12 protein-coding genes are annotated in these 13268 nt (G+C 71.5%); 6 read left to right on the top strand and 6 right to left on the bottom strand.

Going from position 1 to position 13268, the window contains the following annotated elements; all coding sequences use genetic code 11:
* Position 1: 1 nt before the first annotated feature.
* The 3 genes from cysD to G6038_RS21470 are packed head-to-tail and all read right to left on the bottom strand — an operon-like array spanning position 2 to position 3404.
* Positions 2 to 946, bottom strand: coding sequence for a sulfate adenylyltransferase subunit CysD (cysD, locus tag G6038_RS21480; RefSeq protein ID WP_165039787.1), 945 nt, complete (start codon positions 944 to 946; stop codon positions 2 to 4).
* The gene (locus tag G6038_RS21475; RefSeq protein ID WP_165039786.1) at positions 943 to 1680 is read right to left on the bottom strand and encodes a phosphoadenylyl-sulfate reductase; all 738 of its coding nucleotides are present in this window, start codon (positions 1678 to 1680) and stop codon (positions 943 to 945) included. Before G6038_RS21475 ends, cysD begins: the two co-directional genes overlap by 4 nt.
* The gene (locus G6038_RS21470) at positions 1677 to 3404 is read right to left on the bottom strand and encodes a nitrite/sulfite reductase (RefSeq protein WP_165039785.1); all 1728 of its coding nucleotides are present in this window, start codon (positions 3402 to 3404) and stop codon (positions 1677 to 1679) included. The genes G6038_RS21475 and G6038_RS21470 overlap by 4 nt, the downstream gene beginning before the upstream one ends.
* Before the next feature lie 383 nt (positions 3405 to 3787).
* On the opposite strand from G6038_RS21470, the gene hemW reads away from it, so the two are divergent.
* Positions 3788 to 4990, top strand: coding sequence for a radical SAM family heme chaperone HemW (hemW, locus tag G6038_RS21465; RefSeq protein WP_165039784.1), 1203 nt, complete (start codon positions 3788 to 3790; stop codon positions 4988 to 4990).
* 67 nt (positions 4991 to 5057) lie between these two features.
* Here the strand turns inward: hemW and G6038_RS21460 are convergent, their stop codons facing one another.
* On the bottom strand, positions 5058 to 5393 hold the full coding sequence (locus tag G6038_RS21460; protein ID WP_165039783.1) for a type II toxin-antitoxin system VapB family antitoxin: 336 nt from the start codon (positions 5391 to 5393) through the stop codon (positions 5058 to 5060).
* Between the two features lie 149 nt (positions 5394 to 5542).
* Between G6038_RS21460 and hrcA the strand changes: the two genes are divergently transcribed.
* The 3 genes from hrcA to G6038_RS21445 all read left to right on the top strand — a co-directional run bounded on the left by hrcA (position 5543) and on the right by G6038_RS21445 (position 8578).
* On the top strand, positions 5543 to 6586 hold the full coding sequence (gene hrcA, locus G6038_RS21455; RefSeq protein WP_165039782.1) for a heat-inducible transcriptional repressor HrcA: 1044 nt from the start codon (positions 5543 to 5545) through the stop codon (positions 6584 to 6586).
* A gap of 71 nt (positions 6587 to 6657) precedes the next feature.
* Positions 6658 to 7806, top strand: coding sequence for a molecular chaperone DnaJ (gene dnaJ / locus G6038_RS21450; RefSeq protein WP_165039781.1), 1149 nt, complete (start codon positions 6658 to 6660; stop codon positions 7804 to 7806).
* Positions 7807 to 7816: 10 nt separating this feature from the next.
* Positions 7817 to 8578 carry a 16S rRNA (uracil(1498)-N(3))-methyltransferase gene (locus G6038_RS21445; RefSeq protein ID WP_165039780.1) on the top strand — a complete coding sequence of 254 codons (762 nt, stop codon included), beginning with the start codon at positions 7817 to 7819 and terminating at the stop codon, positions 8576 to 8578.
* A 79-nt stretch (positions 8579 to 8657) separates the two neighbouring features.
* Here the strand turns inward: G6038_RS21445 and G6038_RS21440 are convergent, their stop codons facing one another.
* Positions 8658 to 9617 carry a GntR family transcriptional regulator gene (locus G6038_RS21440; RefSeq protein ID WP_165039779.1) on the bottom strand — a complete coding sequence of 320 codons (960 nt, stop codon included), beginning with the start codon at positions 9615 to 9617 and terminating at the stop codon, positions 8658 to 8660.
* A gap of 133 nt (positions 9618 to 9750) precedes the next feature.
* Between G6038_RS21440 and G6038_RS21435 the strand changes: the two genes are divergently transcribed.
* Together G6038_RS21435 and G6038_RS21430 are read left to right on the top strand one after the other, a co-directional pair.
* The gene (locus tag G6038_RS21435) at positions 9751 to 10866 is read left to right on the top strand and encodes an FAD-dependent monooxygenase (protein ID WP_165039778.1); all 1116 of its coding nucleotides are present in this window, start codon (positions 9751 to 9753) and stop codon (positions 10864 to 10866) included.
* 53 nt (positions 10867 to 10919) lie between these two features.
* On the top strand, positions 10920 to 11711 hold the full coding sequence (locus tag G6038_RS21430; RefSeq protein WP_165039777.1) for an alpha/beta fold hydrolase: 792 nt from the start codon (positions 10920 to 10922) through the stop codon (positions 11709 to 11711).
* A 4-nt stretch (positions 11712 to 11715) separates the two neighbouring features.
* On the opposite strand, the gene G6038_RS21425 is transcribed toward G6038_RS21430, so the two are convergent.
* A partial coding sequence (locus G6038_RS21425; protein ID WP_165039776.1) for an MFS transporter occupies positions 11716 to 13268 on the bottom strand: 1553 nt, incomplete at its 5' end.

Raw genomic sequence — 13268 nt, 5'->3', positions numbered from 1 at the left:
ATCAGAAATATCCCTCTCGCTTGCGGTCCTCCATGGCCGCTTCGGAAACGCGGTCGTCGCCGCGGGTGGCCCCGCGCTCGGTGAGCCGCGACGCGGCGACCTCGGCGAGGATCGCCTCGTTGTCGGCGGCCTCGGACAGGATCGCGCCGGTGGTGGAGCCGTCGCCGACCGTGCGGTAGCGCACCGACCGGACCTCGAGGTCCTCGCCCTCGGCCGGGCCGCCCCAGACGCCGGGCGTCATCCACATGCCGTCGCGCCGGTACACCGGGCGCTGGTGGGCGTAGTAGATGCCGGCGAGTTCGACGTTCTCCCGGGCGATGTACCGCCAGATGTCGAGTTCGGTGAAGTTGCTCAACGGAAAGACCCGGACGTGCTCGCCGGGGGCGTGCCGGCCGTTGTACAGGTTCCACAGCTCGGGCCGCTGCCGCTTGGGATCCCACTGGCCGAACGCGTTGCGCAGCGAGAAGATCCGTTCCTTGGCGCGGGAGCGCTCCTCGTCGCGGCGGCCGCCGCCGAACACCGCGTCGAAGCGGTTCTCGGCGATGGCGTCGAGCAGCGGTACCGTCTGCAGCGGATTGCGGATCCCGTCGGGCCGCTCGGTGAGGCGGCCGTCGGCGAGGTAGTCCTCGACCTTCGCCACGTGCAGCCGCAGCCCGTACTTCTCGACGACGTGGTCGCGGAACTCGAGGACCTCGGGAAGGTTGTGCCCGGTGTCGACGTGCAGCAGCGCGAACGGCAGCGGCGCCGGCCAGAAGGCCTTGAGTGCCAGGTGCAGCAGGACCGTCGAGTCCTTGCCGCCCGAGAACAGGATCACCGGGCGCTCGAATTCGCCGGCGACCTCGCGGAAGATGTGGATCGCTTCCGACTCGAGCGCGTCGAGGGTGTCGAACCTGTTGCCGTCCGACTTGCGGCGGGATTCGGAGAAATTCGTGTCGATGAGTGTCATGAGGCGTGCAACCCGCATTCGATCTTGGCTCGGCCGGCCCACCGTCCGCTGCGCGGATCGGCTCCGGGTAGTGGTTTGGCGGTGCAGGGGGCGCACCCGATGGACGGATAGCCCTCGTCGACCAGGGGATTGACGAGGATCCCGTGCTCGTCGATGTAGTTCTGCATGTCCTCGTCGGACCACGCGGCGATCGGGTTGATCTTCACCAGCCCGAAGGCATCGTCGAAGGAGATCAGCGGGGCGTTGGCCCGGGTGGGGGCCTCCACCCGGCGGATGCCGGTGACCCACGCCTGGTAGCCCTTCAGGGTCTCCTTCAGCGGCACCACCTTTCGCAGGCGGCAGCACTCGTTGGGGTCCCGCGCGAACAGATCCTTGCCCAGCAGTGCGTCCTGCTCGGCCACCGTCTGCTGCGCCTTGGCCTCGACCAGGTTGACGCCGTACACCTGCGCCACGGCGTCACGGGTGCCGAGGGTCTCGGCGAAGTGGTAGCCGGTGTCGAGGAACAGCACGTCCACACCGGGATGCACCTGCGCCGCGAGGTGCACGAGCACCCCGTCCTGCATGTTCGACGCCACGATGTACGAGTCGCCGAAGTTCTCCTCGGTCCACTGCAGCAACTCCCGCGTCGAGGCGCCGTCGAGAGTGGCCGCCCCCTGCGCGGCCAGTTCCCGTAGTTCCTCCGTTGTCCGTGTCGTGGTCACGTTCCGTCCTTCGATCGTCTGCTCCCCGGTCATCGCAAATCGGCCTCGTCCGCGCGCAGCACCCACTGCGAGAAGCGTTCTCCCGCAGTGCGGTGCTTGACGAAGGTGCGCACCACACGCTCGATGTAGTCGCCCATCTCGGCGCTGGTCACCTTGTGCTGGCGCAGCTTGCGGCCGAACGCGGCATCCATGCCGAGCGTCCCGCCGAGGTGCACCTGGAAACCCTCCACCTGGTTGCCGTCCCCGTCGTCGACGAGCTGGCCCTTGAAGCCGATGTCGGCGACCTGCGAACGCGCGCACGAGTTGGGGCAGCCGTTGATGTTGATCGTCACCGGAACGTCCAGCTGGGCGTTGATGTCGGCGAGGCGCTGCTCGAGTTCGGGCACCAGCGCCTGCGAGCGCTTGCGGGTCTCGACGAACGACAGCTTGCAGAACTCGATGCCCGTGCAGGCCATCAGGTTCTTGCGCCACGGCGTCGGATTCGCGGGCAGGCCCAGTTCGCCGAGGTCGGCGATCAGCTGATCGACCTTCTCGTCGGCGACGTCGAGCACGATGAGCTTCTGGTAGGGCGTGAAGCGGATGCGATCGGAGCCGGCCTTCTCGGCCGCGTCGGCGACGGCGGCGAGGATCGTGCCGGAGACCCGGCCCGCGATGGGGGCGACGCCGACCGCGTTGAGTCCGTTGCGCAGCTTCTGCACGCCCACGTGGTCGATCGGGCGCGCCGGCTTCTCCGGCGCGGGTCCGTCCAGCAGCGGCCGCTTCAGGTATTCCGTTTCGAGAACGTCCCGGAACTTCTCGACGCCCCAGTCCTTGATCAGGAACTTCAGCCGTGCCTTCGAGCGCAGGCGGCGGTAGCCGTAGTCGCGGAAGACCGACACGACGGCCTCCCACACGTCGGGTACTTCGGCGAGCGGCACCCACGCGCCGACCCGTTGCGCCAGCATCGGATTCGTCGACAGGCCGCCGCCGACCCACAGGTCGAAGCCGGGGCCGTACTCGGGGTGGTTCACGCCGACGAATGCGACGTCGTTGATCTCGTGCACCACGTCCTGCTGACCGGAGATCGCGGTCTTGAACTTGCGCGGCAGGTTCGAGTACTTCGGGTCGCCGATGTAGCGGCGGACGATCTCATCGACCGCCGGTGTGCCGTCGATGATCTCGTCGAGGGACTCGCCGGCGAGGGGGGAGCCGAGGACCACGCGGGGGCAGTCGCCGCACGCCTCGGTGGTCTTCAGGCCGACGGACTCGAGACGGCGCCAGATCTCCGGGACGTTCTCGACCTCGATCCAGTGGTACTGGACGTTCTCGCGGTCCGACAGGTCGGCGGTGTCGCGACCGAATTCGGTCGAGATCCCCGCGATCGTGCGCAGCTGCGCGAGATTCAGGGCGCCGCCGTCGCAGCGCACCCGCATCATGAAGTACTTCGCCTCGAGCAGATCGGTGTTCTCGTCGCCGGTGTAGGTGCCGTCGTAGCCCTGTTCGCGCTGCGTGTACAGGCCCCACCAGCGGAACCGGTTGCGCAGGTCGCTCCGGTCGATTCCGTCGAATCCCGTGTGCGCGTAGATGTCTTCGATGCGGCGGCGCACGTTGAGCGGGTTGTCGTCCTTCTTGACCTGCTCGTTGGGATTGAGCGGCTCACGGTAGCCGAGGGCCCACTGGCCCTCCGCGCGCTGCTTGGCGGGCCGGGCCGACCGGGGGCGGGCCGCGGCGGTTTCGGTCGTATCGCCGGCGGGGGAGACGTCGGTGGTCGACGACATACGGGTACTCCTGGAGTTCGCGAGGGACCGGATCGGGATCGGCAGGGCGGGCTGAGCCCGGCGCGGACATGCCTCGACCCGGCGGGAAGCGGGGGCTGCCGGGGGTGGGGCCGACTATCGACAGTCGGCGCAGAAACCGGCGGTGCAGGACAGACACCGCGATGCACAGACGCGCTTGAGGTCGACGTGGCGTCGCGCCACGAGTCGCACTCCGGGTCCGGTCATGCGGACCATTGTGCCATGTCACGGGCCTGTTCTCGAAACGTGGCGGTATTTACGCCGAATTTCGGGGAAATGCCGAGGTGACAGCGCCCGGCCGGGGTGGCGTGTCCGGACCGTGCTCGGGCGGCGGGCGCCGCTCGGACTTCTGGAACACTGGGGGAGTGAGTGGAACCAATGTCGGAGTCGGAGCAGTGCTCGAATTGCCGGCCTCGGCCCTCGCCGGTGTCGGTTCCCGCCCGTTCGGTGTGTACGTGCACGTCCCGTTCTGCGCGACCCGCTGCGGCTATTGCGACTTCAACACCTACACCGCCGGCGAGCTCGGCACGTCGGCGTCCCCGCAGTCGTGGCTCGAGGGGTTGCGCCGCGAGCTCGACACCGCGGCGCAACTGCTCGGGGCCCCGGAAGCGCAGACCGTCTTCGTCGGCGGTGGCACCCCGTCGTTGCTCGGTGCCGACGGCCTGTCGCAGGTGCTGGCTGCGGTCCGGTCGAGCTTCGGTCTCGCTGCGGGTGCCGAGGTGACGACGGAGTCCAACCCGGAATCGACGTCGCCGGAGTTCTTCGACGGCATCCGCGGAGCCGGTTACACCCGCGTGTCGCTGGGCATGCAGTCCGCCGCCCCGCACGTGCTGGCGGTACTCGACCGCACGCACACCCCGGGCCGGGCCGTCGCGGCGGCGGGCGAGGCGCGGGCCGCCGGATTCGACCACGTCAACCTCGACCTCATCTACGGCACCCCCGGCGAGCGGGACGAGGACCTCGACGCGTCCCTCGACGCCGTGCTCGCGGCGGACGTCGATCATGTCTCGGCGTACGCGCTGATCGTCGAGGACGGCACCGCGCTCGCCCGCCGGGTGCGCAGGGGCGAACTGCCGGCCCCCGACGACGACGTGCTCGCGGCCCGCTACGAACGCATCGACGCGCGGCTCGAGGCCGCCGGCCTGACCTGGTATGAGGTGTCGAACTGGGCGCGCGCCGACGACCCGTCGGCGCGGTGCGCCCACAACCTCGGCTACTGGGACGGCGGCGACTGGTGGGGGGCCGGGCCGGGCGCGCACAGCCACGTCGGCGGCGTCCGCTGGTGGAACGTCAAGCACCCGGCGCGCTACGCGGACGCGCTCGCCGCCGGCGGGCTCCCGGTCGGGGGCAGCGAGCTGCTCACCGCCGGCGACGTCCACACCGAACGGGTGATGCTCGAGGTGCGGCTGCGCACCGGCCTGCCGTTGGACGTGCTCGCCCCCGGCGAGCGACGCGCCGCCGAGACCGTCGTCGCGGACGGCCTCGCCGAACTGTGCGCCGGTCGGCTGGTGCTCACCGATCGCGGCCGGCTCCTCGCCGACGCGGTGGTGCGCACGATCCTGACCTGATCGCGCGGCGGCCCGGCGCCCTGACCGCGCGGCGGCCCGGCGCCCTGACCGCGCAGCGGTGCGATGCCTAAACCTCGGTGGTGTCGGCCTCCGGGGCCTGGGGGAACAGGGCGTCGTAGTCGAACACTCGTGCATGCAGGACGGTGCGGTTGCGCAGCGCCGAGCGCACGGCCCGGTGCAGGCCGTCCTCGAGGTACAGCACACCCTTCCACTGGACCGCGTGCGGGAAGAGGTCGCCGTAGAAGGTGGAGTCCTCCGACAGCAGCCGGTCGAGCTCGAGCACCTTCGTGGTGGTGACGATCTGGTCGAGCCGCACCTGCCGGGGCGGGATCTGTGCCCAGTCGCGCAGCGAGAGCCCGTGGTCGGGATACGGCTTGCCGTCCCGGACGCCCTTGAAGATCATGGCACCAACTTACGACGCGGCGCCGGCGGGCGCCGTCCCGCTCGCCGTCCGGGACCGGCGACTAAACTGGAGCGAAACGGCACGCAGTGCACCGTCCTGCGGTGGTGCGTGCCGTTCCGGGTGCGACAGCAGAGACGGAGGTGGGCGGGATGTCGAGCACCGAGGAACGACGCTTCGAGGTGTTGCGAGCAATCGTGGCCGATTACGTGTCCACCAAGGAACCCATCGGTTCGAAGACGCTCGTCGAGCGCCACAACCTGGGGGTGTCCAGCGCGACGGTCCGCAACGACATGGCCGTGCTCGAGGCCGAGGGGTACATCACCCAGCCGCACACCAGCTCCGGCCGGGTTCCCACGGACAAGGGCTACCGCCAGTTCGTCGACCGGATCGCCGACGTCAAGCCGCTCTCGGGGGCCGAGCGCCGGGCGATCCTGCAGTTCCTCGAGTCGGGTGTGGACCTCGACGACGTGCTGCGGCGCGGCGTCCGGCTGCTGGCGCAGCTGACCCGGCAGGTGGCGGTGGTGCAGTACCCCACGCTGTCGGCTTCGTCGGTCCGCCACCTCGAGGTGGTCGCGTTGACCCCCGCCCGGTTGCTGCTGGTGCTCATCACCGACTCCGGCCGGGTGGACCAGCGCCTCGTCGAGCTCGGTGACGTCCTCGGCGAGGAGGACCTGTCGCGGCTGCGGGACCTGCTCGGTGCCGCGCTGACCGGCAAGCGGCTCGCCGCGGCGTCGATCGCGGTGAGCGAGCTCGCCGAGGATGCGCCCGACGAGCTGCGCGATGCGGTCATCCGCTGCGCCACCGTGCTGGTGGAAACCCTCGTCGAGCATCCCGAGGAGCGGCTCGTGCTCGGCGGGACGGCGAACCTGACGCGCAACGCCGCCGACTTCGACGCGCACGCCGGCTTCCCCGGCTCGCTGCGTACCGTGCTCGAGGCGCTCGAGGAGCAGGTGGTGGTCCTCAAGCTGCTGGCGGCGACGCAGGACGCCGGCCGCGTGACGGTGCGGATCGGCGAGGAAACCCAGGTCGAGCAGATGCGCGGTACATCCGTCGTGTCCACCGGGTACGGTGCCGCGGGCACCGTCTTCGGCGGCCTCGGCGTGCTCGGCCCCACCCGGATGGACTACCCGGGGACCATTGCGTCGGTGGCTGCGGTCGCCCGCTATATCGGTGAGGTGCTCGGCGAACGCTGAGCGCCGGGCGGCGCGGACGGACCATCCGACGACACAACATCTGTGCGAATAGAGAAGGACGAAGAACTCACGTGGCACGGGACTACTACGGGACGCTCGGCGTGTCGAAGAACGCGACGGATCAGGAGATCAAGCGGGCGTATCGCAAGCTCGCGCGCGAGCACCACCCGGATGTGAACCCGGACGAGGCGGCGCAGAAGCGGTTCCAGGAGATCTCCACGGCGTACGAGGTGCTCTCCGACCCGGAGAAGCGGCGCATCGTCGACCTCGGCGGGGACCCGCTCGGGTCCGGCCCGGGGGCGGGCGGTGGCTTCTCCGGTGCCGGCTTCGGCGGCCTCGGCGACGTGTTCGAGGCGTTCTTCGGCGGCGGGGCCACCACGTCCCGCGGGCCCAGGGGCCGCGTCCAGCCCGGCGCGGACTCGCTGCTGCGCACCCGGCTGACGCTCGAGGAGTGCGCTACCGGTGTCAGCAAGCAGATCGCCGTGGAGACCGCGATCCTGTGCGACGGCTGCACCGGGTCCGGTACCAACGGCGACTCCAAGCCCGTGCGCTGCGAGACGTGCGGCGGCGCCGGTGAGGTGCAGTCGGTGCAGCGCTCGTTCCTCGGCCAGGTCATGACCTCGCGGCCGTGCCCGACGTGCCGCGGCGCCGGCGAGACGATCCCGGACCCGTGCCGCAAGTGCGGCGGCGACGGCCGGGTGCGGGCCCGCCGCGAGATCACGGTCAAGGTGCCGGCCGGCGTCAGCAACGGCATGCGCATCCGGCTGGCCGCGCAGGGCGAGGTGGGCCCCGGCGGCGGCCCCGCCGGCGACTTGTACGTCGAGATCATCGAGCAGGCGCACGACGTGTTCGTGCGCGACGGCGACGACCTGCACTGCACGATCCGGATCCCGATGGTCGACGCGGCGCTGGGCACCACCGTCGTGCTCGACACCCTCATCGACGGACCCGCCGAGATCACCGTCGAACCCGGCACGCAGCCCGGGTCGGTGGCGGTGCTGCGGGGCCACGGCATGCCCAAACTGCGCTCCGGGGTGCGCGGGGACGTGCACGCCCACCTCGAGGTGGTGGTCCCGTCGAAGCTCGACGGCAAGCAGTCCAAGCTTCTCGAGGAGTTCCGTCGCAAGCGCGAGCACGAGGTGCCCGAGGTCGTCACCACCGGCTCGCAGCACGCCGGGGGCTTCTTCTCCCGGCTGCGCGACGCGTTCAGCGCGCGCTGAGGCCCGGGCGGTGGCCGCAACCCTGTTCTATCTCGATCCGCTGCCCGAGGCCGGGGCCGTCGCGGTCCTCGACGGCAAGGAGGGCCGCCACGCGGCGACGGTGCGGCGCATCGCGGTGGGTGAGCGCCTCGTCCTGTCGGACGGCCGCGGCCACGTCGCCGAGGTGGAGGTGACGGCCACCGCGAAGGACCGGCTCGAGGCCCGCGTCCTGGCTCGTCGCGAGGTCCCTGCACCGCGCCCGTGGGTCACCGTGGTGCAGGCGTTGCCGAAGTCCGATCGTTCCGAACTGGCCGTGGAGCTGGCGACGGAGGCGGGTGCCGACGCGTTCGTGCCGTGGCAGGCCGCGCGGTGCGTCGCTCGCTGGGACGGGCCGAAGGCAGCCAAGGGCGTCGCGCGATGGCAGGCCGTCGCGGTGGCGGCCGCGAAACAGTCCCGGCGCGCCCACGTTCCGGAGGTGGCGCCGGTCCAGCGGACCGCGGGCGTCGCCGAGGCCGTGCGCGCGACCGTCGCCCGCGGGGGCGTCGCGGCGGTCCTGCACGAGTCGGCCACCGAAGCGTTCGCCGCGCTGCCGCTGGCCGACGCCACCGAGCTGATGCTCGTGGTCGGGCCGGAGGGCGGTGTCGACGACGCCGAGATCGCCGCGCTGACGACCGCGGGGGCCCGGCCGGTGCTGCTCGGGCCGACGGTGCTGCGAACGTCCACGGCCGCGGCCGTAGCGCTCGGAGCGGTGGGAGTGCTCACCGCACGGTGGGGCGCCCGGCCCGTCGAATGACCCGGGAACCGGCTCCGGAACGCGTTCGGAGGCTTCCGGTTCCGGGGTTTCCTCGGGACCTCGCCGCGCGGACCGCGCTTCACGGGGCCCGGCGGTCGAGCCGTACGGCCAGGCCGTCGAGCAGCGCACCCAGGCCGAGCTCGAACAGGTGGTCGAGGTCGAGGTCGTAGCCCTCCGCGGAGAGTGCGACGAGTGTCCGGGCGAACGTCGGGTAGCTGCCGGAGCCGACGATCGCCCTTAGTACTGGAAGCTGGTCGTCCATCCACTCGTCCTCGGACACTCCGGACGCGCCGAGTGCCTGCCGTTCGCGTTCGATGTGGACGGCGAGGCCCTGCACGTAGCTGAACAGCAGCACGTGCAGGTCGAATGCGGTATCAACGTCGACGCCGAGCTCGTGGAGCGCGGCCAGTGCCCACTCCGCGTGCGCCGCCAGGTTGGGTAGCGGAAGCGGCCGGGTTATCGGGCCGAGCTGGGCGAGCCAGGGATGCCGGCGGTGCAGCGACCAGAGGGTGCGCGCGTAGAGCTCGAGGGGGGCGCGCCAGCCGGCGGGTGGCCGCGCCGGGTAGCCCCGCTCGCCGAACGCGGCGTCAGCCATCAGCACGATCAGTTCGTCCTTGCCGGCCACGTATCGGTACGGCGACATCGGTGCGACCCCGAGACGGGCCGCGACACCACGCATGGAGAGCGCGCCGAGGCCTTCGGCGTCGGCGATCGCGACGGCGGCCCGCACGACCCGATCGCGGGTGAGCTCCGGCTGCTGCCGGCCGGGCGCGGGTCGCCGGGTGGGGCGACGCGCCGGCCGCGGCGTCGCCGCCGGTGTTGGTCTCGGACCGGCGACCACGGTGCCGGAACGCGGTTCGGCGCGGGCCAGGCCCTCCTGCTTCAGCGTGGCGAGCGCCTTGGCGGCGGTGGCCGTCGCGACGCCCCACTCGGCGGCGATCCGGCGGGTGGAGGGCAGCCTGGCGCCGGCCGGCAGTTCCCCCCGGGTGATCCGGTGCCGGAGGTCCGCCGCGATGGTCAGGTACCGCTCGGTCGCCATGCCCGCTCCCGTCTGTGCTGGTACACCCGCCCCGACTGTACTAGCACACTCCTGGCGGATGAAACACTGAAATGACAGCGTATACAACGTCATTGCAGAGCGCGTGCAGCGTACGAACCGTCGGAGGTACATCATGCGGAACGTCTTGATCTCCGGAGCCGGTGTCGCCGGCCCGGCCCTGGCCTACTGGCTGGCGCGGAAGGGCTTCTCGGTGACGGTGGTGGAGCGATCACCCCACCCCCGCGAGGGCGGCCAGGCGGTCGACCTCCGCGGCGTGGCGCTCGAGGTGATCGATCGGATGGGGCTCGGTGCGCGGGTGCGGGCAGCCCGCACCCGCATGCGCGGAATGTCGATGCTCGACGGAGACGGCAACGAACTCTTCCGGTCCGAGGACGTCGCGTTCAGCAGCGGCAGGCTGGACAGCGAGGACGTCGAAGTGCTGCGTGAGGACCTGACCGCGATGTTGTACGAGGTGACCGAGGAGCGAGCCGAGTACCTCTTCGGCGACTCGATCACCGCGCTGAGGCAGGACGCGGACGGGGTCCGCGTCGAGTTCGAGAGCGGCGCCGTCCGTACCTTCGACGCTGTGGTCGGCGCGGACGGCATGCACTCCGTAGTGCGACGGCTCGCCTTCGGACCGGAGCAGCGGTTCGTCGAACATCTCGGCCGGTACCTGGCGATCTTTCCGACGGCGAACTTCCTCGGCCTCGACCACTGGCAGCTGTGGTTCCAGGACGCGCCCTCCGGTACCGGCGGCGCTGTCTACCCGGTGCGCGACAACGCCGAACTGCGGGTCACCGTCGGCTTCACGTCCGGACCGTTGACGTACGACCACCGGGACGTCGAACTGCAGAAGCAGATGGTCGCCGAGCGACTGACCGGGCTGGAGTGGGCGATTCCCGCGCTGCTGCGGGCGATGGCCGGCGCCCCGGACTTCTACTTCGACGCGATGGCGCAGATCCGCATGGACCGCTGGTTCACCGGCCGGGTGGCCCTGGTCGGCGACGCCGGCTACTGCGCCTCGGTGCTGTCCGGGCAGGGCACGAGCCTCGCCCTGGTGGGCGCCTACGTGCTTGCCGAGGAGATGGGACGGCCCGACGCCGACCACGTCACGGCGTTCGCCGCCTACGAGGAGCGGATGCGCCCGTTCGTCGCGCTCAACCAGGCGCTGGCCACCGAGAATCCCGCAGGTCCGCCGTCCGAGGAGTCCATGGCCCGGGCCAAGGACGGGATCTCGCTGGCCGCATGAGCCCCGGCGGCTCCAGCACGGTGCGCGGATGCCGCTGCACTAGCGTGTCACGCATGTCCCGAACCCGTATCGCCTACGGTCCGCAGCCGCAGCAGTTCGGCCACCTGTACCTGCCGGACGCCGCGGATCCCGCCGGGCCCGTGCCCGTCGTGATGGTCGTCCACGGCGGCTTCTGGAGCGGGAAGTACCACCTCAACCTCGGCACGCCGCTGTCGCTCGAACTCGCCGCGCACGGTGTGGCGGCGTGGAACGTCGAGTACCGGCGGCTCGGCGCGGGCGGGCGGTGGCCGGAGATGTCCGCCGACGTCGTCGCGGCCCTCGACGCCGTCGCCACCGTGGTGGCCGAGCGGGCCCTGGCTGCGGGCGTCGAACTGGATCCGGCCCGGGTGCGGGTCGTCGGGCATTCGGCCGGCGGTCAGCTCGCCGTGTGGCTTGCGGGTCAGCGCTCGCAGGTGCGCCCCGAACTCGTCGTCTCCCAGGCGGGCGCGCTCGACCTCGCGTCCGCGGGCGAACGCGGCCGGCGGATCGGGTACATCGAGGATCTGTTCGGTCAGCCCTACGCCACGGATCCGGAGTTGTACCGGTCGGCGTCGCCCCGGCACCGGGTGCCGATCGGCGTGCCGGTCGCTCTCGTGCACGGCACCGAGGACGCCCAGGTGCCGGTGAAGGTCGCCGAGCGCTATGCGGCGGCGGCGGTCGCCGCGGGCGATCCGGTGGCACTGCACGTCGTCGACGGGGAGGACCACTTCGCGTTCCTCGACAAGCGGACCCGCAGCTGGGCGCTGTCGCGCGACCTGCTGCTCGTCCCCGAGCCGCTGGGCTCGGGGGCGCGCTCGGCGGGCTGAGCGCTCAGCCGCGGCGGGGCAGGACCGCGACGACGACGACGGTGCCGACGGCCAGGGCGAGGCCGCTCACGAGACTCGCCGAGGTGATCGCCTGCGAGAACGCGGAGGCCGATGCGTCGAGAAGCGGCTGGGCGTAGGAGGAGGCGAACGGGTTCTTCGCCAGCTCGTCGGCGACGATCGCCGCACCGCCCACGGAATCGCCCGCCGCAGCGACGGCCGTGTCGGCCTGCGCGGCCATCGGCCCGTCGAGATTCGCGAGCGGCAGTCCTGTGAGGAACCCGGAGATCTCGCGCTGGTAGGTGGTGGCCAGCACCGAGCCCAGCACGGCGATGCCGAGGGATCCGCCGAGTTCGACCGCGGTGTCGTTCAGGCCCCCTGCGGCGCCGAGGTCGGACTCGGGGAATCCGCTCATCACGAGGTCCGTAGCCGGGGGTGCGGCCAGCCCGATGCCGAGGCCGAGAAGCACGAGCGAGACGAGGAACAGCCCGTATCCGGAACCGTCGTCGAGGAGGGTCGGAGTGAGGACGCCGGCCGCGGCGACGGCCATTCCGGCACCGATCGCGACGCGTGCGCCGAGGCGTGGGGCCAGCCGCCCGCTCACGGCCGATCCGATCGAGACGGCGCCGGCCAGGGGGAGCAGGCGCAGACCGGTGTCGAGGGGGCTGTAGCCGAACACGAACTGGAAGTGCTGCGCCACGAAGTAGATCGCCCCGAACGACGCGAGGAAGAGCAGCAGCACGGACAGGCACGCGCCACCGACGGCGCGGTCGGTGACGCGCCGGAGGTCCAGCAGCGGCTGCGGGTGGCGCAGTTCCCAGGCGACGAACGCGGCACCGGCGAGGGCCGCGACCGCAAGGGAGCCGAGCGGCGTTGCGTTCCAACCGAAGTGGAAGCCCTCGATGATGCCGAAGACGAGGGAGCCGACGGCGGCCACGGACAGGGCGCCGCCCACCCAGTCGATGCGGGGGAGGTGCTCGGCCCGGGACGGCGGCACCAGCGCGAGCGCCGCGACCGCGGCGAACGCCGCGATCGGCACGTTGATGAGGAAGGTCGAACCCCACGCGTGCTGTTCGAGCAGCCACCCCGCGAGCAACGGGCCGAGCGCGATCGCCAGTCCGGACGTCGCGGCCCAGGCGGCGATGGCGCGGGGCCGTTCCGAGGCCGGGAACATGGCGACGAGCAGGGACAGGGTCGCGGGCATGATCACCGCGGCGCCGACACCCATGGTGATGCGGGCGACGATCACCTCGGTCGCGGTGCCGGCAAGGCTGCCGAACACGGCCCCCGCGGCGAAGACGGCCAGGCCGGCGAGGAGGGCGTGCCGCCGGCCGTAGCGGTCGCCGAGGACGCCGGCGAGCAGCATCAGCGCGGCGTACGGGACGGTGTAACCGTCGATCACCCACTGCATGTCGGTGCTGGTGAGCCGCAGTTCGCGCAGCATGCTCGGCGCCGCGACGATCAGCGCGGTGTTCGCCATCACGACGATCAGCAGGCTCAGACAGAGCACGGCGAGGCCGGCCCACCGTCGGGGATACGGGCGGGTGGGATCTGCGGTCG

The sequence above is a fragment of the Rhodococcus sp. 14C212 genome, assembly GCF_011058195.1.
Classification (GTDB): Bacteria; Actinomycetota; Actinomycetes; order Mycobacteriales; family Mycobacteriaceae; genus Rhodococcus; species Rhodococcus aetherivorans.
Note: the sequence above shows the minus strand (reverse complement) of the source record. Positions and strands in the feature narration are given on the sequence as shown.

Coding starts and splice junctions, on each gene's coding strand:
- cysD (WP_165039787.1), bottom strand. CDS start 946: ATGACACTCATCGACACGAATTTCTCCGAATCCCGCCGCAAGTCGGAC.
- G6038_RS21475 (WP_165039786.1), bottom strand. CDS start 1,680: ATGACCGGGGAGCAGACGATCGAAGGACGGAACGTGACCACGACACGG.
- G6038_RS21470 (WP_165039785.1), bottom strand. CDS start 3,404: ATGTCGTCGACCACCGACGTCTCCCCCGCCGGCGATACGACCGAAACC.
- G6038_RS21460 (WP_165039783.1), bottom strand. CDS start 5,393: ATGATCTTCAAGGGCGTCCGGGACGGCAAGCCGTATCCCGACCACGGG.
- hrcA (WP_165039782.1), top strand. CDS start 5,543: ATGTCGAGCACCGAGGAACGACGCTTCGAGGTGTTGCGAGCAATCGTG.
- G6038_RS21440 (WP_165039779.1), bottom strand. CDS start 9,617: ATGGCGACCGAGCGGTACCTGACCATCGCGGCGGACCTCCGGCACCGG.
- G6038_RS21435 (WP_165039778.1), top strand. CDS start 9,751: ATGCGGAACGTCTTGATCTCCGGAGCCGGTGTCGCCGGCCCGGCCCTG.
- G6038_RS21430 (WP_165039777.1), top strand. CDS start 10,920: ATGTCCCGAACCCGTATCGCCTACGGTCCGCAGCCGCAGCAGTTCGGC.